The sequence below is a fragment of the Pradoshia sp. D12 genome (assembly GCF_008935075.1).
Taxonomy (GTDB): Bacteria; Bacillota; Bacilli; order Bacillales; family Pradoshiaceae; genus Pradoshia.
In genome coordinates, this window is the sequence record NZ_CP044545.1 from 1,105,580 (window position 1) to 1,125,400 (window position 19,821).

Consider the following 19,821-nt stretch of genomic DNA (forward strand, 5'->3'; position numbering starts at 1 on the left):
CCCTTTGTTATCAATAATGGAATATAAGGTAAATAACCTACTATCTACCACACTATTAATTTACCACCATGATTATAAATAGTCTTTTGAATTTTTAGATTTTTCTAAAAATAGTTAAAATGTCTTAGCTTATTATAGGGTATATACACGAAAAAAAGAGAAGAGTGGGTAGATACACACAGGAGGAAGATAGGTAGAAAAGTACTGTTTTTTTAAGTGTACAAGGCCAGTTTAACTGCTGAAAGGCAAATTAGAGAATATATCGACATATATTTAAAAAAACTGAATGGCAACTAAAAAACTCAGAGTTTTATGGGCTCTGAGTAAGTATCCTTTAAAACTATATTATTTTTCGATACATCCCGACAGAATGGGGAGCAGTATATTCAAAACCAAATTTCTGATAAAGCTTGTCGGCTGGAATATCCGCTATTAAACTGATGTATGCTCCAGCGGGCACATGATTATTTAGATAGTCTGTCAGATTTTCCATTATTACTTTACCTAATCCCCTTCCTTGCCTATCGGGGCTGACTGCTACATCGACAACCTGGTAGAAACACCCTCCATCTCCTATAATTCTGCCCATCCCAATTAGCCTTCCGCTTTCTCTAAGAGATACGGCGAAGATTGAATTCTTCAGTGCGATATCAGCGGCCTGTTTTTCTTTCGGACTTAATCCCGCAGCTATTCGCAAATCTATATATTCCTGAGGGCTGGGTGGGTTATGTATAATTTCAATTCCGGTCTCCATAATATCCTCCTTTGTTTGCATACTACTAATAGCTTATTATACTTCTTTGCCAGATAATCAGATACATTTTGACTGGCTTATGCTGGGGTCTTTTAACGGTTCTTACGTGTGTGATCCGGCTTCATTTTTCCAGTACCTCGAGGTCATAGTCAAAGCCACTAAGGGGAAGAGAAATCGTCTTCCTATCGCCTCTCTTTATGCTTGTCGGAGGCCTACAGGATGTAGGTCACAAAGATGTTGCCACATGAAGTGCGTTCTTAGCCGTTGTTCCTTGAAAAAGTCACCTCAGCACTAGCTGGATAGGATTTTCTTCTCCTAGTGCAATACTCGATTCTCTAATTATTTTTTGCGCTATTTTTTTGGAAGCAGTACTGCAGAGCTTTTTAATAGTCTTAGTTTAGCTACGCCTCAAGACCTAGGTGGAAATCAAGCTCAGGGTCGTTATAAAGAATATTCTTCCAAGTTAAACTAAAGACATAAGGAGGGAATATCAATGAAAAATCTCGGATTGATCTTGATTGTGCTGGTGGCTGGTCTAATCGTTATCGGTAATATTGGTTCCATTATTACATTGGCCATTACATTAGCTATTTTGTATTTTGCCGTGAAAGGATTCATGAAGTCGGATATAAATTTGTCGAAAGTGGTTTGGGGAGCAATTGCGGTTATTACATTATTGGCTTCAGTTGGTAATATACCTGCGTTAATTGGCTTGGTGGCTATGTATGTTCTTTATTATCTATATAAGGAGCATAAGAAGGAAAAGGACTATGTGAGTCATGATGATCCATTTACAAACTTTGAAAAAGAATGGGAACAATTAAATAAAAATTTTAAATGAGGAGTGTGCAGGAAACATGGCAAATTTATTTACTCGTATGAAAAATTCGGTAGAAGCAGATCTTCATGATTTAATCGATAAGCAGGAGGAGAGGAATCCAATTTCAAAATTGAATCAATATTTGAGACAATCCGAAAGAGAAGTTGAACAGGTTCAACAATTAATACAACGTCAATATCGATTGAAAGAGGAAATAAAGCGTGAATTAGCGGTTGCTAAGGAAATGGCCGATAAACGTAAACATCAGGCTTATATTGCTAAAGAAGCAGGCGATGTGAGTGAATTATACGAATTTGCCATTAAGGAACAGGCGGTTTATGAGGACCGTTCAGCCAAAATTGAACATCTGCTTGTGCAAATTGGTCTTGATTTAAAACAGCTTGAAGAGAAGTTTACTTTAATGAAGCAAAAGCTGAAAGATATGCATATAAAGAGACTTGAGCTGATGGGGCGGGAAAATATTGCAAAGGTTCATCATAAAATGGATAAGTTAATGGAGTCCGGTAAAGACGCTGTAGAGGGTGAAGGGCAACAATCCTTAGAAATTGACGATTATATGATGCAAATAGAAAATCGAGTGAAAGCTAATTATTATGAAGCAACGATTGATACCCGCATTGCAGAAATTGAAAAAGATTTAAAAAGGAAGGAAACAGTGAATTAAAAAAATGGTATTCTAGTATGTAGGACGCAGTATTTTGCTGCGTCTGTTTTAGATTAGTAATCAGCAGGTGATCATCTATGATGAATTACGGATAGGGGGGTAGGAATATGCAGAGATATAAAGAAGGGCATTGGGCAGAAAAAATATTAATTGCTATTTTAATTGTTGCTTTAATTGAAATTATCTTTTTTCGCTTTCATGAAATTCTTTATACCGTATTGTTTTCGGGAATTTGTATTTATTACGGCTATTCCCGTTATTCTAAACTATTTGGGAAAATGATATTTTGGATTGGTATAATATCAGGTCTTATAGGCTTAATTAATCTATTCATTGTCAGGCTCCTACTCTTTATTATTCTTCTCTATTATATTTCACAACATCTTCAAAAGAGACGTGAACCTATTCAAATCAAACCTAAAGAATCGTTTGAACAGCAGGAAAAACAGAATGGGAATGGTGAAATATCCAAGCCTGTAATTACGAATAGAATTTTTGGAAGTCAGCAAACTCCTGAGTATGTATACGAATGGAATGATCTGAATGTGATAAGCGTATACGGAGATACTCATATCAATTTGAGCAATACAGTCTTACCGAAGGAAATATCAGTCATTTCGATTCGGAATGGTATTGGGGACATTGAAATATTTGTTCCGTACGATGTGGGTGTACAAATATCCCATACCTGTTTATATGGAAAAGTACGTTTATTTGAAGAAAAGGAAAATGAGCTTAGGAATCAGCAAATTATGTATAGATCAGAAGGATATAACGAGGCTAGCTATAAAATAAAGGTCGTTACTTCGATCGGTGCCGGCAATTTGGTGGTGAAGTGGATATGAGTATACTAAAACGCCAATTACTGATCTGTATATCAATCTCTCTACTGCTATTTCTAACTATATTTTTATGTTATTATGTAATCTTTTTCTCCTCTGATTGGACTCCTTTATATGAGAAGAAAATCTTTAATGTGCCATTTCTGTTATTTGCGCTAAGTATTGCCTTGTTGTTTGGTGTCTTTTTCGGAATTGCAAGCGGGTTATTTTATAAATCTGAAATAAATCAGTTAAATGACACATTACGAAGTGTAAACCTCGGGGAAAACCTTTCGGAAAAAGAGATTAAGACAAAGGAGTTATCTGAGTCTCTCGAGAAAATAAAACAAATCCAGACAGTCCTTCTTGATCAGGCAAAACGTTCTCAGGCTCTGGCTACTGAAAATTCTGTGGAACAGGAAAAACGAGTTCAGGAGATGGTTAAGGAGGAGAGAAATAGATTGGCCCGAGAACTCCATGATTCTGTCAGTCAACAGCTTTTTGCTGCTTCCATGCTTATGTCAGCCATCAATGAATCAGGTGGGAATGAAGAGACAACTGAGAAAAAACAGCTTAGGATGGTTGAAAGTATGATTCAACAGTCCCAATTAGAAATGCGAGCCTTACTTTTGCATCTCCGTCCTGTGCATTTAAAGGATAAAAGCTTGAAGGAAGGCGTAGATAATCTTTTAAGTGAACTCAAACAAAAAATCCCTTTTACAGTAAAATGGAAGGTGGAAGATTTGGAATTGGAGAAAGGGATTGAGGATCATTTATTTAGAATCCTCCAGGAATCCGTTTCGAATACATTACGGCACGCTAAAGCACAATTATTGGAAGTGTATATTATTCAGCATGAACGTTCTTTAATTATGAGAGTGATTGATGATGGTGTTGGATTTACCGCAGATGAAGCGAAGGCTGGCTCTTACGGGTTACAAAATATGAAAGAGCGGGCGATAGAAATTGGCGGCATTCTAAAGGTGGTTTCGGTACCAAAGCAAGGCACGCGAATCGAAGTAAGAGTACCATTAGTGAATGTAGGTGAGAAAGTATGATAAGAGTATTGTTTGTAGATGACCATGAAATGGTTCGTATAGGTGTTTCTGCTTATTTATCTTCTTTATCCGACATTGAAGTGGTAGGGGAAGCGGAAAATGGACTTAAGGGTGTCGAAATGGCATTGAGCCTAAAGCCTGATGTAATATTGATGGATTTGGTAATGCCTGAAATGGATGGGATTGAGGCAACCAAGCAGATTCTAGCGGAGTGGCCGGAGGCAAAAATAATCATTGTGACGAGTTTTGTTGATGATGAAAAAGTGTACCCGGCTCTTGAAGCAGGTGCAATCAGCTATATGTTAAAAACCTCGAAAGCAAGTGAAATAGCAGATTCGATACGCGAAACCTATAAAGGGCAATCCGTTCTGGTACCGGAAGTGACAGATAAACTCATGTCTAAATTTAGGAACGCAAATAAAAGAGATTTGCACGAAGATTTAACATCACGAGAAATGGAAATTTTATTATTAATGGCGGAAGGAAAGACGAACCAAGAGATAGCAGATCAATTATTTATTGCACTTAAAACGGTTAAAACACATGTGAGCAATATTTTAGGTAAACTTCAAGTTCAGGATCGTACCCAAGCAGTAATTTATGCTTTCCATCATAAATTAACAAAATAGATTACCGATTGAATGAGTATGGTAATCACTTTTGTTAAGATAATTATCATTATAATTTTAATAATAAAGTGAAGCTCAACTCCGACTGTTCTAATTCAAATGGATTTGAGCTCTTTTATTTATGGATATGTTAAACTTAAGTGTTGATTATATCCAATTAATTTAGAAAATCCTATTTATGAAGGATTTTCCCCTTACTACCTTTTATTGAACGTATTCTACTCCGTTTTCTACATACGATTCTAAAATTACTTCATTTTTATTTTTGTAATAATAGTAGGTTTTATTATCATCTTTTAGTCGAATACTAACCATCCAATTCTTATCTCCTCGTAAATTTGCAATAAATGGTTCACTGGAAATAATGTCATTCTTTGAAATGTTCTCTTCAGTTGTCAGATACTCAATTACACGTTGTTCAACAGTTGACTTTTTATATTGAATATAGCCTAATCCAATTCCGATAAAAGTTAACAAAATTAATACAGTCGCTCCTATTTTTCTCATTTACAACCTCCTAATAAAAATTTATTAATAAATTTAATAGAATAAAGACTACACACTGGACTTTTACAAGCATGAGCTATCATAAGTATCTGTCATTTCAAATAAAAATGATATTATAAAAATTGTTTGATAGTATGCTGGTAGATTCAGATGTGGAACCTTTCAACATTATAGGAAGTTAATTTATAAATACATTTTAAGCAAGTAGTCTTTAATACAGAAAGGTGTAGGATACTATCAAATGGGAATAACAATATATTACTCCCTTGCCTACAAAAGAAGGGATTTTTTGTGTATTTTTTAAATTTCCATAGAAAGATAGTTTCGTATTCGGGTAATATAAATAATGTAAAGGAGCAGAAAGAAGGTATAAAATGATTGATCAAGCACAACAAGGAGTTAAACAAAAAATAAAGAAGGAAAAAATATGGACAAGAGATTTTGTCTTCATTTGTATTACAAACTTCCTGATCTTTTTAGGTTTTCAAATGACCTTGCCGACAATTTCGTTGTACGTTAAACATCTCGGTGGAAGTGACCAGCTAATAGGAGCAGTTGTGGGGATATTTACATTTTCAGCTTTGCTGATTAGGCCCTTTGCCGGCAAGGCATTGGAAACGAAGGGAAGACGAATTGTCTATTTCGGAGGTTTAATTGTTGTTATCCTTACCCTCGGGTCATTTGGTTTTATGGCAAGTATTGCTTTGCTGTTCATGATGCGGATTATTCAAGGATTGGGTTGGGGAGCATTAACTACAGCTACTGGTACGGTTGCTTCAGACTTGGTTCCGGCATCAAGACGGGGTGAAGGAATGGGTTACTTTGGGCTGTCCGGAAATATTGCGATGGCTATTGGGCCATCTCTTGGTCTTGCTTTGGTTGTTATGATACCATTTAATCAGTTTTTCTTAATTTGTGCTATTCTAGGAATTATTGCTCTTCTGGTAGCAACGCAGATTAAGTTCAAGAAAGCTGAGAAAGTGACTGTGCAGCCAACTGGTAAGAAGATACTGGATCTATATGAAAAAAGCTCGTTAAAACCATCCATACTGGCATTTTTCATCACATTTACTTTTGGTGGAATAGCTACTTTTCTTCCTTTATATACAGCACAAAAGGGAATCGATGGAATCCAGTGGTATTTTGTTATCTATGCATTATCTGTTATGTTGACAAGAACGTTTGCCGGACAATTATATGACCGTAAAGGGCACAAGGCTGTATTTATACCGGGGACATTATTAATTTTTATTGCTATGCTATTACTATCCTGGTTGCCTAGTACGAGCATGATGTTGTTTGCGGCTTTCCTTTATGGATTTGGCTTTGGTAGTGTTCAGCCAGCCTTACAGGCATGGGCAATTGATCAGGCACCCCAAAATAGAAAAGGAATGGCTAATGCTACATTTTACTCGTTCTTTGACTTAGGTATAGGGATAGGAGCCATGATCTTCGGACAGATTGGACATTCATTTGGCTACAGCAGCATTTATATGACAGCGGCTGTGTCCGTATTCATGTCGATGATTATTTACGTACTTATAACCCGTGAGAAAGCAGTTCGCTAATTGCTTAATTACGTATAAAAAACCAGGTGAGTCATGACTCACCTGGTTTTTTATATAGATTTTCTATTCACTTTTTTTACCGGATGAATTGAATGGAAGAGTACATAAATCCCCAATAAAATAACAGCGAATCCAAATCAATTAAAAACCATTTCGTATCGCAAAAAGAGCAGCCTGAGTACGGTCCTGCAGCTCTAGCTTAGACAGGATATTGGATACATGAGTTTTTACCGTTTTTTCGGTTATGTAAAGTGCTGAAGCAATCTCTTTATTGCTTTTGCCGTGGGTGATTTCCTTGAGAACTTCCTTTTCTCTTTGAGTCAATGATTCTAACGAATTCTGCTTGGATTTATTCGTTTGCAGAACTGTCATTAATTCTGCGGTAATTTTGGAATGAATATAGATTTCTCCGTTTACTGCCTTTTTAATAGCTAGGATTAGTTCCTCTGGGTCGCTTTCCTTTAATAGATAGCCACTGGCTCCCGCATCCAAGGCAGGAATGGCATGGTCTTGATCTGACATGCTGGTGAGGATTAAAACTTTCATATTCGGTATGGTTTCCACAATGTGTTTTGTTGCATCGATTCCGTCCATTACAGGCATTAGTAAGTCCATTATCATAATCTCGGGAGTCAGTTTTTTGGCCAGTTCAATTGCTTCCTTACCGTTTGTTCCTTCTCCAATTACGCTCATATCAGGATGGCTATTTAATAATAATGCCAGTCCTTTCCTAACGACATGGTGATCATCCACTAAAACAATTTTTATCGTCATTAAAATTCTCCTTTAGTATGGCAATTCAACCGTTAAACTTGTGCCGGAGTTCTTTTTGCTAATTATGCTTAATTTCCCTTGCAGGGCTGTTACGCGTTCTTCTATACTCTTAAGCCCAAGACTCGGCAATCCCTTTACTGATGAAATATCGAATCCTACTCCACCATCTTCAACCGACATGATAATATGATTTTGTTTGTATTCAAGAGAAAGTAAGACTTCTTTTTGACCGGAATATTTAATGGCATTATTGAAGGCTTCCTGCCCAATCCTCCATAAATTTCCTTCGATTTTTGAAGGGAGAGATCCTGTCCCTTTCACCTGAACAATAACTTGTAAACCGAGTATTTCAGCATATGATTTGAGGGCACAAACGAGTCCGTTCTTTAGTCCATCTGGCCGTAATTGCCAGATCAATGCCTTCATTTCAGCCTGTGCATACTGTGACATCCTCCCAATATCAGCAAAAATCTGTTTGATTGAATCCTCTTTTGATAGATTGATTCCGGCCTTTGATGTCACATTAATAGAGTAAAGTAATTGATTTACAGAATCATGCAGGTCCCGTGCCAAGCGATTTCGTTCCTCTGCAACTTTCAGTTCCTGCTCCCGTTTTGTTAAATGGATTCGTCTCAGGGCATTGCCGATTTGATAGGCAACGGATTCTAAGAGACCCAACTCTTCTGCTTCGAATCTTTCTTTATTCGTTACGGCTACGTTTAATACGCCGAATTTTTCATCCCCAGCTGATAAGGGAACAGTAGCATGGTAAACAAGGCCATACGTATCGCCCCATTGATTCAATCTTGCATTTTCCAACCGCTTGCATTCCATAATGTTCGAAGCTTTATGTAGATTATCTTTTAAAAATTTATTCACACACCAACAGTCACCTGTACACATGGGTTCATAGTCTGAAATTTTTAAAGCGGGCGGCAGTCCCTCAGAAGCGGCTAATTTGTAATTGCCCCGTTCGTCAATAAGGAAGATCCAGCCGGTTTCCAAAGAGGTTATTTTTAAAAGCTTCTTTAATACCTGAGCCAAAACTTCTGTTAAATCAGTGCCTTCGTTTAATGTTTCAGCGATTTCTTTCAATATATGAATCTCTGAGAGAAAAATTTTACGGACCACCTTTAGTCTCCTTAATAGATGTTTTGTTATTATTATACATTTTTTATGGTGGAGTACTACTAAAGATGTAGCTGAAACTCCATCCATCCTCCGAGGGCATGGCTGTTTTTTTGCAATACGCTATAAGTATAAGTTTCTATAGGAGGTATAAATCATGAAAACAGTTGTGATTACAGGAGCATCTAAAGGATTAGGGAAAGCATTAGCCCTTGCTTTTGCAAAACAAGGATACAATCTCGCAATTTGTGCGCGGGGAGAAGAGCGGTTACAGGAAGTGAAAAGAATGACTGAGGAATTGGGTAGTACAGTTCTGGCAGTAAAAGCGGATGTTACAAATCAGCGTGATGTGGAAGCCTTTATTTCCATGACAGAAAGCAGATTTGGTCAAATTGATGTTTTAATTAATAATGCTGCTGTATTGGGGCCTAGCCCGATGCCACTCTTACTGGATTATTCAGAGGTTGATTTCATGAATGTTATAAAGGCAAACAGCCTAAGTCCATTTATGGTCACAAAACGTGTTCTGCCTGGAATGCTTCAGCGTAATGAAGGCTCTATTATCAATGTGACATCAGAAGCAGGGCAAAAAGGATATGCGGGATGGGGAGCCTATGGAATTTCGAAGTTTGCACTGGAAGGACTGACCGAAACATGGGCAGATGAGCTCTCGGAAACGAATATACGAATCAATATGATTGACCCCGGCAGTATGGATACGGACATGTATGCATTGGCAGACCCTAATCATAATGAGGAGCTGGCTAAACCGGAGGAGGTACTGGGTGCCTTTGTTTATTTAGCCTCGAATCATTCACGGCATATTAACGGTAAACGGTTTAAAGCACAGAAGTTCGAGCTTGAACAGGAGGGATTATAATGGCATTGCCTCTCAGGAAAAAATTTTTTCTGCCTCAAGAATTAAATGCGTCCGAACCTCCTGAGTTCAGAGGTATGAGAAGGGACCAAGTCAAGCTAATGGTGACAGATAAAGGGATTGGAACAATGGAACACACTCAATTTTCCCATCTAGATCGGTATCTGAAGAAAGGTGATATTCTGGTTTTAAATAATAGCAGGACAATTCCTGCCTCAGCAAGGGCAACAATTACTAGAAAAGGGATCGTTAAAGCCGAAGCTGTAGAAATAAGGTTTGCAAAAAAGATTGAGAATAACGCCTGGGAAGTGCTGGCCCTGCATGAAGATATAGAAGTTGGAGATGTGCTCATTTTTTCTGAAGGACAATTGAAAGGAGAGATAAGTGGCAGGGTAGAAGCTGCCCCTTTGTGGAGTGTTTGTTTTTCTCAATCAGAGGATCGTATTTTACATTATTTATATCAGAAAGTAGAACCCATTCGGTATGAATATGCGAAACAGGCACTTGATTTAAACGTCTATCAAACGGTCTATGCTTCAGTCCCTGGCTCCGTTGAAATGCCATCTGCTGGCCGAGCCTTTACCTGGGAAATGCTTTTCAATCTTCAAAGAAAGGGAGTTAAACTTCAGTTTATTCAGCTTCACACAGGCTTGAGCTATTTACTAGATGACTACTGGCCAGTAAAACCGGAAACCAATCCTGAAATCTATGAAATCCCCAGTGAGACAATGGATATGATTCGGCATGCGAAAAAAGAGGGGAGAAGAGTGATTGCTGTCGGAACCACGGTTGTTCGTGCTTTGGAGACGGCTCTGCTAACTGAAGAGCTCAAGGGTAGCACCAATTTGTATATCGGACCTGATTACCATATGAAAGCAGTAGATGGTATCCTCACTGGTTTCCATGAACCTGAGGCGAGCCATTTGGATATGCTCACTGCTTTTATTGATTCGGATTTCCTTTTTAAAACGTATGAGGAAGCCGTACTAAAGGGGTATTTATGGCATGAGTTTGGAGATGTGAACTTAATTATATGAAAACGTTGAATATTCATCACGTCGGTTTTGAGGTGAAAAGCCTGGAGCTTACAAGGTTCATTTATGAAAAATATCTGGGATTTCGTACTGAACAATACATGGAGTTGGAAGGAGAAAAGATTGTATTCTTAGTGAATGACCGATTAAGGATTGAATTGATTGAAAATGGAAGAATTGATGAAAAAGGTTTATACGAGGCACATATATGTTTTGAAACAGATTGTTTACAAATTTTAAATGAAAAGGATGTATCTATTTTAGAGGGGCCAATAAGGATGGGAAATGGCTGGACAATTGTTTTTATTGAGGGGAATAATGGTGAAAGAATTGAGTTATTAAAGAGGATTTAGACTTTTCTGCAAGCGAACATCTTACGTATAAATAAAGTACAGATGTGGATTTCAATATAACGCTGAACGGAATATAAGGTATGGTCTTTTAAATCAAGACGGTTGATGTATCCAAGCAGATTATTAACCCGCCATTGGCTAATACGCTAGAACGATTGGTCAGGTATCCAAAATCACTTCAATAGAAATTGGTAATTATTTCCGTTATAATAAAGGTGGAATTCATAACAGGCTGGGGAGGTTTGAGGAAATGTATGATGTTATAGTTATTGGAGCAGGTCCAAGTGGTGCGAGTGCTGCATTATTCACTGCAAAAGCAGGTAAAAAAACGTTGGTTTTGGATAATGATAAAAGTGTCACTAAACGTGCCTGGATTGAAAATCATTATGGTGTAGAAGAAATCAGCGGACCTGACCTTATTGCAATCGGTAAAAAACAGGCGGAGAAATTTGGCGCTGAATTCAAGGTTGCAACCGCTGAAAAAATCGAAGTGGAAAATGATGGAGTGATGATTCAAACAGAAGAATCCAACTATATGGCAAGTGAAGTGATCTTGGCTTCCGGTATGTTAGTTGACCTCGCTGAAGCTTCAGGCATCAAAACAAAGGACGGTACTGAACCACGTATTAAAAAAGTAATTGATGTCGATGATTCCGGTAAAACCTATCTTGATCATGTCTGGGCAGCCGGCACAGTTGCTGGTGTGAGCATGCATACAATTATAACAGCAGGGGACGGAGCAAGAGTCGCGATAAATGTAATCAGTTCTCTGAATGGGGAACGTTATGTTGACCATGATATTCTAAAATCTTAAATTAAATGAATAATAGTTGAATGATATCGTTACGGCTCATGAGTGGGTCGTTTTTTTGTTTGACTCTGTTTGTAGATTATGTTCGTTTTTGAATTCCCGTTCTTATTCAACTAAGGCGAATAAGAGAAGCGATGCTTTTATGTCGTATTTGACCAAAATTATGCAGTAAGAGGAGCTAGATTAACAGAGTCATTTATGAATAACAACCCTAGTACCAATTGGTACTCTAGATGATAATTCTAGAACATCATGATTAAACATCCTAATACAACCATGTGAGACATTCTTACCGATTGAAGCTGGGGTATTTGTTCCATGTATACCGTAATGAGGCTTTGACAAACCCATCCAAAGAACTCCGAATTGTCTTCCAGGATTACGTTGTTTATTGATTATCTTGTATGTCCCAGTAGGTGTTGGTGATAATATTTTCCCAACTGCAATTGGGTAAGCTTTTATCAGCCTATTTCCATCAAAAAGTTTTAATTGATGTTTCGATGTTGATATGTCAATCCATCTCGCCACAAATAACAACTCCATTTTTTAATATATTGTATGAAGTAACATAGGGATTTGTTAATTAATAGACATTATCAGCAATATATACGAACAGAGCCTTTTGTTTAGTTGCAATTTGTACAGCTTTCAGGTACTGAGATGGAAGATAACTGCATATAAAAAAGCCAATCTCCTTCTCAAAGATTGGCCTGAATCTATTAATAATTTTCAATTAACTCGGCATCTATTTCAGCTAAAAGTTCGCCGGCTTTACGGTCATTAATCACGAGGTCTGCATAAAAATCAAAATTAGTAGGCTCTAAATTAATAATAACCAGTTTCGCACCATTTTGCTTAGCAATTAAAGGGAACTGATTAGCAGGTGTCACTGATAACGATGATCCGAGAACAATAAACAGGTCTGCTTTTTCACTTTCAGCCTCAGCCATCATGAATGGTTTTTCAGGCAACATTTCACCAAATAAAATGACGGATGGACGAAGCTTGCCGCCACACTCACATTGATAGGATTCATTTAAATACATTTCACTGCCATATTCCTTACCGCATGTTTGGCAATGTACCTTTTGTAAGGTTCCGTGCAACTCTGCTACCCGACTGCTGCCGGCTTCCTGGTGGAAACCATCTACATTTTGTGTAATAATACTTTGAATAATACCTTCACGTTCCCATTTAGCGAGAATAGAATGGCCTTTATGTGGGCCGTGTTCCTTCACTCCTACCACACGCTGGCGATAAAATTCAAAAAACTCTTTGACATTTTGATTAAGTGCATCTGTACTGGCAATAGTGCCTGGATCTTGCTTCTTCCACAATCCGTTATTAGTTGAGCGGAAATCAGGTAACCCGCTTTCAGTCGAAAAACCTGCACCAGTGAAGATAACGGTGTAGTTAGATTCTTTTAATAAAGTTACTAGTTTGGACAAAATACCTGCCTCCTGTTTTAGGGTCCTCTGTACATAATTATTCATCATTATATCACGAGCCGATTAGCTATTCTAAATCATTGGTTTCGCGAAAATCGATGTATTATATGAGAAAATAGAAGAAACTATTCGAATAATCGAGAATCAGCTTCGAACATGGAGCTTCTATTCTCTTTTCATTTTTATGTTATAAAGGAGGATCCCAAAAAATGAGTTTAATTAAAGCGAGCAGGTTTATGAGTTTGATTCTTCGTCACAAACCGGAATCCATTGGAATTACCCTGGATGAGCATGGATGGGCGAATGTCGAGGAATTGATTAAGGGTATTTCTAAAAAATATCCTTTTGATATGAACATCCTAGAGGAAATTGTGCGAACCGATGATAAGCAGAGATACTCTTTTAATGAGGACAAGTCACTTATTCGAGCTAATCAAGGACATTCCATTTCGGTTGATGTAGAACTGGAAATCGTGGATCCACCAGAGTTTTTATGGCATGGTACGGGAGAAAAGTATACAGAATCCATTGAACGTATTGGACTAATTCCAAAGAGTCGTTTATATGTTCATCTATCATCTGATGAAGAAACAGCAATCAATGTAGGGAAACGGCATGGGAGACCGGTTGTGTATCGTGTACGAAGTGGTGAAATGATGAAACAAGGATATGTATTTTATCGTTCAAAAAATCATGTTTGGTTAACAAAAACAGTACCCGTTAAGTTTTTGGAGGCGCAACCGTAAAAATAAAAGAGGGATGTAATTTAGTAAACATGTTAGCTAGAACTCTTAACAAAATCTCATCAAAATATTTCTTGCCTTTTTGTTCTGCGTGACTCTAAATCTGGGTCTAATAGTACTTTTCTAAAAAGGGGTTTTATTCGATATTGTCGAATGTAGGGAACAAGGAATGCGACTGATTGTAAATTACAAGAAACAATGAGGTGGGAATAAATGAATAAAAATCCACGTGAACTTCTGGATAATGCTATTGCGCTGCGTGAAGATGGTCGTGAGAAACAGGATCCGGTTATTTTAAATCATGCACTTAATCTTCTGTTAAATCTATCAGAAAATGATCCGGAAAATGCAGAAATAAATTATCAGATTGGGATTGCCTATGATAATTCTGGGTTATGTAACAAAGCAATTCCTTACTATGTTAAAGCAATTGAACAAGGTCTATCCGGTTCTGATCTACAAAGATGTTTCCTTGGTTTAGGAAGCAGTTACCGCATTTTGGGGCATTATAAAGAGTCTGTTGACGTCCTTCGCCGCGGTGTGACTGAATTTCCTGAACATCGAGCCCTACAAGTCTTTTATTCTATGGCTTTATATAATACAGGGGAATATAAAAGGGCTATGGAAATTGTCTTAATGAATTTAATGGAAACTACAAATGATGAAATACTTCAGTACTTTAAGCGTGGTATTTCTTATTATGCCCAGCACCTTGATGAAACTTTAGATTTAGACAATCCTTAAATCGTAATTACCTCATCCTATAGGTTGAATAAGCTAACTGTATATAACCTTTTTACTTAGAAGAAACATTCTATATGAAAGCATTGAAAAAAGGAGGATTCACTCAAAATGTGTATCTTACTTTTTTGGTGTTTCTTTTTCTCTGATATAACTGTACGCCTTCAGTAAATCTTACCTCTTTCATAATATTATTTTAGTATAATAAAATAAAGAGCCATCTAATTTACATGTAGTACTATGAGAGAAATAGAGGTTCAGTCGAGAGCGTAGTTTCTTTTCATTTTATATTTAAAGGATAAAAAGAAGGGAGAAGAAAAGTGTTAAACTCCTACCAAAAACCCCTTAAAGGGAAAAAAGTTGGTATTGTATTTGGATCATTCGCTCCGCTTCATCGAGGGCATTTGGATTTAATTATGCAAGCAAAAAAAGAAAACGACGGCGGTTGCATTGTCATTGTATGTGGATATGACGGGGATAAAGGTGAACCACTTATGCCTCATAAAATGCGATATCATTACGTGAGAGAGTTTTTTTCGGATGATGATTTGGTTGCTGTATATGCAATCAATGAAAATGAAATTGGTATTGAAAACTATCCCAATGGTTGGAATGGTTGGCTTAAAGAGTTTGAAACTATTTATCGCAAGGCGGTAGAAACACCTACAGATACCGATAGAATTTGGTATGTCGGGGATAGGAATTATCATGAGGACTTAAACGGAAAGTTTAATGAAACCGCAATCTTGGTTGACCGACTTGCATTAACTCCAATATCAGCAACGATGATAAGGGAAAACCCCATAAAGCATTGGGATAAAATAACGTATCCATTCCGTAGAGTTTTTAGTACAAACATTCTTATATGCGGTACTGCTTCGGAAGGAAAATCAGTATTAACCGCCGACCTGGGCAAATATTTCAATGCGCCATACAGTTATGAGTTCGCAAGAGGCTACATGCAAGAAAGTAATATAGCCGAATGGGAATTAAACGGGACGGACTATATGGCTTTTCTTGAAGGGCAGTATAATCTCAATAAAAAATTAATTAACTCACCCTCCAATCAAGGAATCTTTTTTGCGGACTCCGACTCGATGGTAACAAGAATGTACGCAGAGGGGTATTCCAGAGACAGCCAATGTGACTTAACAGAGGAAGAATTTGAAAAAGTTGCTATAGTGGCCGATGAAATCACAAAAAAATGTCGGTGGGATAAAATTTATTTACTATGTCCTTGTGGCGAGTTTGTGGATGACCACGAGCGATTTATGGCTCATTCTGGAATGGAGGAACGCAATGAGTTATTCAACATACTTTGCAACAATATTAAAAGTTCAGGAAATTGGGACAAGGTAACGGTTCTAAATGGGGGCTATTGGAACAACTTCAAAACTATTGTAAGTGATGTGAAAAGAATCATTGAAAATGGAAGGAATTAAAAATTATCTTAAAAACGAATTTTGGAACGGTTATAATCTCTTTGAAAAAATATTTATGATAAGTATGGTACTGCTTCAAATCATCGTATATTACTTTGTTCCTGATTCTCCTATCGGTATGATTTGCGGAGTATCAGGTGTAATCTGTGTTGTTTTGACAGCGAAAGGCAAACTGTCGTCTTATATCTTCAACTTTATACAGATTGTAACCTATATGTATATCGTATGGGGGTTGGGGCTGTATCTTGAGTTCTTCGAAAATATTTTCTACTTCGTAACTTGTATTCTCGGTGTATTTATTTGGAAGAAGAATATGACCGAGGAAACAATGCAAGTAAAAGCAAAAAGTCTTAAGTCAGTGCAGATGATCATTACAGCTTTCTTAATTGTTATATGTACTATCGCACTGGGTTATATCGGACAAAATTATCTCGGTAATACTCTGCCTTACTATGATGCATTTACTAATGTAATGGCAATAGTAGCTCAAATCCTCATGGTATTACGATATAGAGAACAATGGCTCGTATGGATTGTAATTGACCTTGTTTGTTTGGTTATGTTCATTATGCTTGGACAGTGGTCTATGGTTGCCATGTATGTTTCGTGGACAATCAATGCGATTTACGGTTGGTACAATTGGAGTAAATTAAATAAAGAAGAAGTAAAATAATAGTTCCTAATCAAGAATTTAAAGAAGGGTCAGTCATAGTGACGGTCCTTCTATTGCTTTTGGTACAAGATATAAAGAATCAAAGACTGTATCAAAATTATGGATTTAAATGATTGATGCTATTATTCTTCTTGATTTCATCACGAATATCCTTTAGATATTCATTTTTTTGTTTCATTAACTTTAAGATAGTAAGTGCTACATAAATAATAAAAACGATAATACCTAAGTATACCAATATAGAAATTAATCCTAATAAAGATGCTGCCATCATAAGTTAACCCTCCAAACTATATTTTATAATTATTTTACTATATTTTTCCTTCTGATCTCTTGTTTTTTTAATATACTTTCGACTTGTGCCTAAAAATGACAAGTTTAAAATGTACCATTAATTCATTTCCGTGGTATCAAAAATTGATCGAACTAGAATATTTACTCCTTCATGAGGCATCCTGCCATTCTAATTCTTTGATGATGAGACTCTTTCAAAGAATGGAAGTCCTGATGGATATTATTTGAAATTTTTTATATTTTCTCTTGAAACTTTAGCGCTGAGAAGTGATAATAGTTAATATTATCTGAAAAATTAAAACATAGGGGATATGCAGAATGAAAGTAGTGAAATTTGGGGGAACTTCTCTTGCATCCGGTGAGCAGTTGAGTAAAGTTTTTGAGATTGTCGTATCAGATCCACAGCGTAAAATTGTGGTAGTATCGGCACCAGGTAAACGATTTTCATCCGATACTAAAGTGACAGATTTACTCATTGCCTGTGGAGAAAGCTGGTTAAATGGGGCTTGTGATCAATATTTATTTGATATGGTTATTGATCGATACCGATTAATAGCAGAGGATTTATCCGTTTCAGGCTCTGTCGTCGAAAGAATTAGAGCTGATTTAATGGAAATTCTGAATGGAGACCTGAGCGATAAGGGTCAGTTTATGGATGCCGTTAAAGCCAGTGGAGAAGACAATAATGCCAAATTGGTAGCTGCTTTTTTCCAAGCCAAAGGTGTTGAGGCTGAATACATAAATCCTCGTGAGGCAGGACTAATAGTCAGTGATGAGCCGGGCAATGCTCAGGTTTTAGCAGAATCGTATGCCAATCTATATCATTTAAGAAATAAAAAAGGAATTGTCATATTTCCAGGATTCTTTGGTTATACAACGGATGGAAAGGTGATGACATTTCCGAGGAGCGGATCGGATATTACCGGTTCGATTCTGGCTAATGCAGTTAAAGCTGATTTATACGAAAATTATACAGATGTTGATGCCGTATTTTCTGTTAATCCAACGATTATTAATAAACCAAAGGAAATCAGTGTATTAACGTATCGAGAAATGCGTGAACTTTCCTATGCAGGCTTTAGTGTTTTGCATGATGAAGCATTAATTCCCGCCTTTAAAGCAGGGATTCCAGTAAATATTAAAAATACGAATAATCCGTTATCACCTGGTACCATGATCGTGAATAAAAAAGAGTTAACCAATGGTCCGGTTGTCGGTATTGCAAGTGATAATGATTTTTGCAGCATTTATGTTAGCAAATATTTAATGAACAGAGAAATAGGCTTTGGACGTAAACTTCTTCAAATCCTTGAAGATTTAAAGTTGTCCTATGAACATGTTCCTTCGGGAATTGATGATTTGACTGTCATTTTAAGACAGAATCAAATGGACTCTGATCTTGAAGGGATTATTAGGAACCGGATTATAGATGAATTAGAGGCTGACGAGGTGAAAATTGAACACAATTTATCCTTGATTATGATTGTGGGAGAGGGAATGCGTTCGAATGTTGGTACAGTTGCCAGGGCATCCAAGGCTTTGGCAAATGCCGGCATTAATATCGAAATGATCAATCAAGGGTCTTCTGAAGTCAGTATGATGTTTGGTGTGAAAGAACTTCAGGAAAATCGAGCAGTGGCTGCTCTTTACAATGAATTTTTTACCAGTGTAAGCGTGTAAGGAAAAGTGGTAAATCCAATTATAGAAATGTTTCATGATGTCATTTACGAAAGAACTAAACATTTCTATATTAAATAGGATACTAACCGGAGCTGTTGATGCTGGGACGGAGGAATCGATATGGTAAAGGCAATCATGTTTGACCTCGATGATACATTGTTATGGGATCAAAAAAGTGTTCAGGAAGCCTTCAGAGTAACCTGCCGGGTGGCTATGAACAAATATCAGATTGATCCAGTGGAGCTAGAAGAATCAGTTAGAAAGGAAGCCACTAAGCTATACAGCTCCTATGAAACATTCGCTTTTACAAAAATGATTGGGATAAATCCATTTGAGGGGTTATGGGGCGATTTTCAGGACAACCATGAGCAATTTCAAAAGATGGCTCAAATCATGCCGCTCTATCGCAAGGATGCGTGGACGAATGGGTTGAAAGCATTGGGAATAGAGGATGCAGATTTAGGACACGAATTAGCAGAAAAGTTTCCTGAAGAAAGAAGAAAACATCCCTTTATTTATGAGGATACCTTTGAAGTGCTGGACCAATTAAAGGGATGTGTTAAACTTCTTTTACTGACAAATGGCTCCCCGCAATTGCAAACAACAAAGCTGGAAATAACACCTGAAATAGCTCCTTATTTCGATCATATTGTCATTTCTGGGGATTTTGGACAAGGTAAGCCGGCTCCTGAACTCTTTGAACATGCTGTAGAGTTATTAGAGGTTGAAAAAAAAGAAGTCCTGATGGTTGGAGATAATCTGATGACGGATATTCTCGGTGCCAATCGTGCAGGAATAAAATCTGTTTGGGTAAACCGCCATCATAAAGTAACGGATCAAGTGAAGCCTACCTATGAGATTAAGAAACTGGCAGATTTACTACCATTGCTGAAGGAAATATAACTATGAACATCTTGTGAGAGAATTTCACGAAGTGTCGCGGAGACCAATTCATCCTTAAGGGGTTAAAAACCCCAGGTT

Annotated in this window: 23 protein-coding genes; 16 read left to right on the forward strand and 7 right to left on the reverse strand. The window is 37.2% G+C overall.

What is annotated here, in order from left to right; all coding sequences use genetic code 11:
* Positions 1 to 340: 340 nt before the first annotated feature.
* Positions 341 to 754 carry a GNAT family N-acetyltransferase gene (locus F7984_RS05490; RefSeq protein WP_066101168.1) on the reverse strand — a complete coding sequence of 138 codons (414 nt, stop codon included), beginning with the start codon at positions 752 to 754 and terminating at the stop codon, positions 341 to 343.
* 493 nt (positions 755 to 1,247) lie between these two features.
* Here F7984_RS05490 and F7984_RS05495 point away from each other — a divergent pair, with 493 nt between their 5' ends.
* From F7984_RS05495 to F7984_RS05515, 5 genes are all read left to right on the forward strand, one after another.
* Entirely contained in the window at positions 1,248 to 1,595 is a 348-nt protein-coding gene (locus tag F7984_RS05495) for a lmo0954 family membrane protein (RefSeq protein WP_066101165.1), read from the forward strand.
* 16 nt (positions 1,596 to 1,611) lie between these two features.
* On the forward strand, positions 1,612 to 2,259 hold the full coding sequence (locus F7984_RS05500; RefSeq protein WP_066101162.1) for a PspA/IM30 family protein: 648 nt from the start codon (positions 1,612 to 1,614) through the stop codon (positions 2,257 to 2,259).
* 107 nt (positions 2,260 to 2,366) lie between these two features.
* Positions 2,367 to 3,104 (forward strand): cell wall-active antibiotics response protein LiaF, encoded by a 738-nt coding sequence (gene liaF, locus F7984_RS05505; RefSeq protein WP_140461193.1) that lies wholly within the window; start codon positions 2,367 to 2,369, stop codon positions 3,102 to 3,104.
* Entirely contained in the window at positions 3,101 to 4,138 is a 1,038-nt protein-coding gene (locus F7984_RS05510) for a sensor histidine kinase (protein ID WP_140461194.1), read from the forward strand. The genes liaF and F7984_RS05510 overlap by 4 nt, the downstream gene beginning before the upstream one ends.
* Positions 4,135 to 4,767, forward strand: a complete 633-nt coding sequence (locus tag F7984_RS05515) for a response regulator transcription factor (RefSeq protein ID WP_140461195.1) — start codon at positions 4,135 to 4,137, stop codon at positions 4,765 to 4,767. Before F7984_RS05510 ends, F7984_RS05515 begins: the two co-directional genes overlap by 4 nt.
* 204 nt (positions 4,768 to 4,971) lie before the next feature.
* On the opposite strand, the gene F7984_RS05520 is transcribed toward F7984_RS05515, so the two are convergent.
* Positions 4,972 to 5,274 carry a DUF3139 domain-containing protein gene (locus tag F7984_RS05520; protein WP_140461196.1) on the reverse strand — a complete coding sequence of 101 codons (303 nt, stop codon included), beginning with the start codon at positions 5,272 to 5,274 and terminating at the stop codon, positions 4,972 to 4,974.
* Between the two features lie 374 nt (positions 5,275 to 5,648).
* Between F7984_RS05520 and F7984_RS05525 the strand changes: the two genes are divergently transcribed.
* Positions 5,649 to 6,842 (forward strand): MFS transporter, encoded by a 1,194-nt coding sequence (locus F7984_RS05525; protein WP_140461197.1) that lies wholly within the window; start codon positions 5,649 to 5,651, stop codon positions 6,840 to 6,842.
* Positions 6,843 to 6,983: 141 nt separating this feature from the next.
* Here the strand turns inward: F7984_RS05525 and F7984_RS05530 are convergent, their stop codons facing one another.
* Complete coding sequence (locus tag F7984_RS05530) at positions 6,984 to 7,616, reverse strand: response regulator (protein WP_140461198.1); 633 nt, start codon at positions 7,614 to 7,616, stop codon at positions 6,984 to 6,986.
* A gap of 12 nt (positions 7,617 to 7,628) precedes the next feature.
* Positions 7,629 to 8,747 carry a GAF domain-containing sensor histidine kinase gene (locus tag F7984_RS05535; protein WP_066101145.1) on the reverse strand — a complete coding sequence of 373 codons (1,119 nt, stop codon included), beginning with the start codon at positions 8,745 to 8,747 and terminating at the stop codon, positions 7,629 to 7,631.
* Positions 8,748 to 8,901: 154 nt separating this feature from the next.
* Here F7984_RS05535 and F7984_RS05540 point away from each other — a divergent pair, with 154 nt between their 5' ends.
* From F7984_RS05540 to F7984_RS05555, 4 genes are all read left to right on the forward strand, one after another.
* On the forward strand, positions 8,902 to 9,624 hold the full coding sequence (locus F7984_RS05540; RefSeq protein WP_140461199.1) for an SDR family NAD(P)-dependent oxidoreductase: 723 nt from the start codon (positions 8,902 to 8,904) through the stop codon (positions 9,622 to 9,624).
* Positions 9,624 to 10,658 (forward strand): S-adenosylmethionine:tRNA ribosyltransferase-isomerase, encoded by a 1,035-nt coding sequence (locus F7984_RS05545; RefSeq protein WP_140461200.1) that lies wholly within the window; start codon positions 9,624 to 9,626, stop codon positions 10,656 to 10,658. The genes F7984_RS05540 and F7984_RS05545 overlap by 1 nt, the downstream gene beginning before the upstream one ends.
* Complete coding sequence (locus F7984_RS05550; protein ID WP_140461201.1) at positions 10,655 to 11,008, forward strand: VOC family protein; 354 nt, start codon at positions 10,655 to 10,657, stop codon at positions 11,006 to 11,008. Before F7984_RS05545 ends, F7984_RS05550 begins: the two co-directional genes overlap by 4 nt.
* Before the next feature lie 250 nt (positions 11,009 to 11,258).
* The gene (locus F7984_RS05555; RefSeq protein WP_140461202.1) at positions 11,259 to 11,822 is read left to right on the forward strand and encodes an NAD(P)/FAD-dependent oxidoreductase; all 564 of its coding nucleotides are present in this window, start codon (positions 11,259 to 11,261) and stop codon (positions 11,820 to 11,822) included.
* Positions 11,823 to 12,011: 189 nt separating this feature from the next.
* Here F7984_RS05555 and F7984_RS05560 read toward each other — a convergent pair whose 3' ends face one another.
* On the reverse strand, positions 12,012 to 12,347 hold the full coding sequence (locus F7984_RS05560; protein WP_140461203.1) for a L,D-transpeptidase: 336 nt from the start codon (positions 12,345 to 12,347) through the stop codon (positions 12,012 to 12,014).
* 191 nt (positions 12,348 to 12,538) lie between these two features.
* Entirely contained in the window at positions 12,539 to 13,267 is a 729-nt protein-coding gene (locus tag F7984_RS05565; protein WP_066101123.1) for an NAD-dependent protein deacylase, read from the reverse strand.
* Positions 13,268 to 13,476: 209 nt separating this feature from the next.
* Here F7984_RS05565 and F7984_RS05570 point away from each other — a divergent pair, with 209 nt between their 5' ends.
* The 4 genes from F7984_RS05570 to pnuC all read left to right on the forward strand — a co-directional run bounded on the left by F7984_RS05570 (position 13,477) and on the right by pnuC (position 16,866).
* Complete coding sequence (locus F7984_RS05570) at positions 13,477 to 14,013, forward strand: RNA 2'-phosphotransferase (protein ID WP_140461204.1); 537 nt, start codon at positions 13,477 to 13,479, stop codon at positions 14,011 to 14,013.
* Between the two features lie 210 nt (positions 14,014 to 14,223).
* The gene (locus F7984_RS05575; RefSeq protein WP_140461205.1) at positions 14,224 to 14,754 is read left to right on the forward strand and encodes a tetratricopeptide repeat protein; all 531 of its coding nucleotides are present in this window, start codon (positions 14,224 to 14,226) and stop codon (positions 14,752 to 14,754) included.
* A gap of 317 nt (positions 14,755 to 15,071) precedes the next feature.
* Positions 15,072 to 16,193, forward strand: coding sequence for an AAA family ATPase (locus F7984_RS05580; RefSeq protein WP_140461206.1), 1,122 nt, complete (start codon positions 15,072 to 15,074; stop codon positions 16,191 to 16,193).
* 55 nt (positions 16,194 to 16,248) lie between these two features.
* On the forward strand, positions 16,249 to 16,866 hold the full coding sequence (gene pnuC, locus F7984_RS05585; RefSeq protein WP_192796834.1) for a nicotinamide riboside transporter PnuC: 618 nt from the start codon (positions 16,249 to 16,251) through the stop codon (positions 16,864 to 16,866).
* Between the two features lie 97 nt (positions 16,867 to 16,963).
* On the opposite strand, the gene F7984_RS18910 is transcribed toward pnuC, so the two are convergent.
* Positions 16,964 to 17,140 (reverse strand): hypothetical protein, encoded by a 177-nt coding sequence (locus tag F7984_RS18910; protein WP_181161981.1) that lies wholly within the window; start codon positions 17,138 to 17,140, stop codon positions 16,964 to 16,966.
* Positions 17,141 to 17,478: 338 nt separating this feature from the next.
* Here F7984_RS18910 and F7984_RS05590 point away from each other — a divergent pair, with 338 nt between their 5' ends.
* Together F7984_RS05590 and F7984_RS05595 are read left to right on the forward strand one after the other, a co-directional pair.
* Entirely contained in the window at positions 17,479 to 18,840 is a 1,362-nt protein-coding gene (locus F7984_RS05590) for an aspartate kinase (RefSeq protein WP_140461208.1), read from the forward strand.
* A gap of 120 nt (positions 18,841 to 18,960) precedes the next feature.
* Complete coding sequence (locus tag F7984_RS05595) at positions 18,961 to 19,743, forward strand: HAD family hydrolase (RefSeq protein ID WP_140461209.1); 783 nt, start codon at positions 18,961 to 18,963, stop codon at positions 19,741 to 19,743.
* Positions 19,744 to 19,821: the final 78 nt, after the last annotated feature.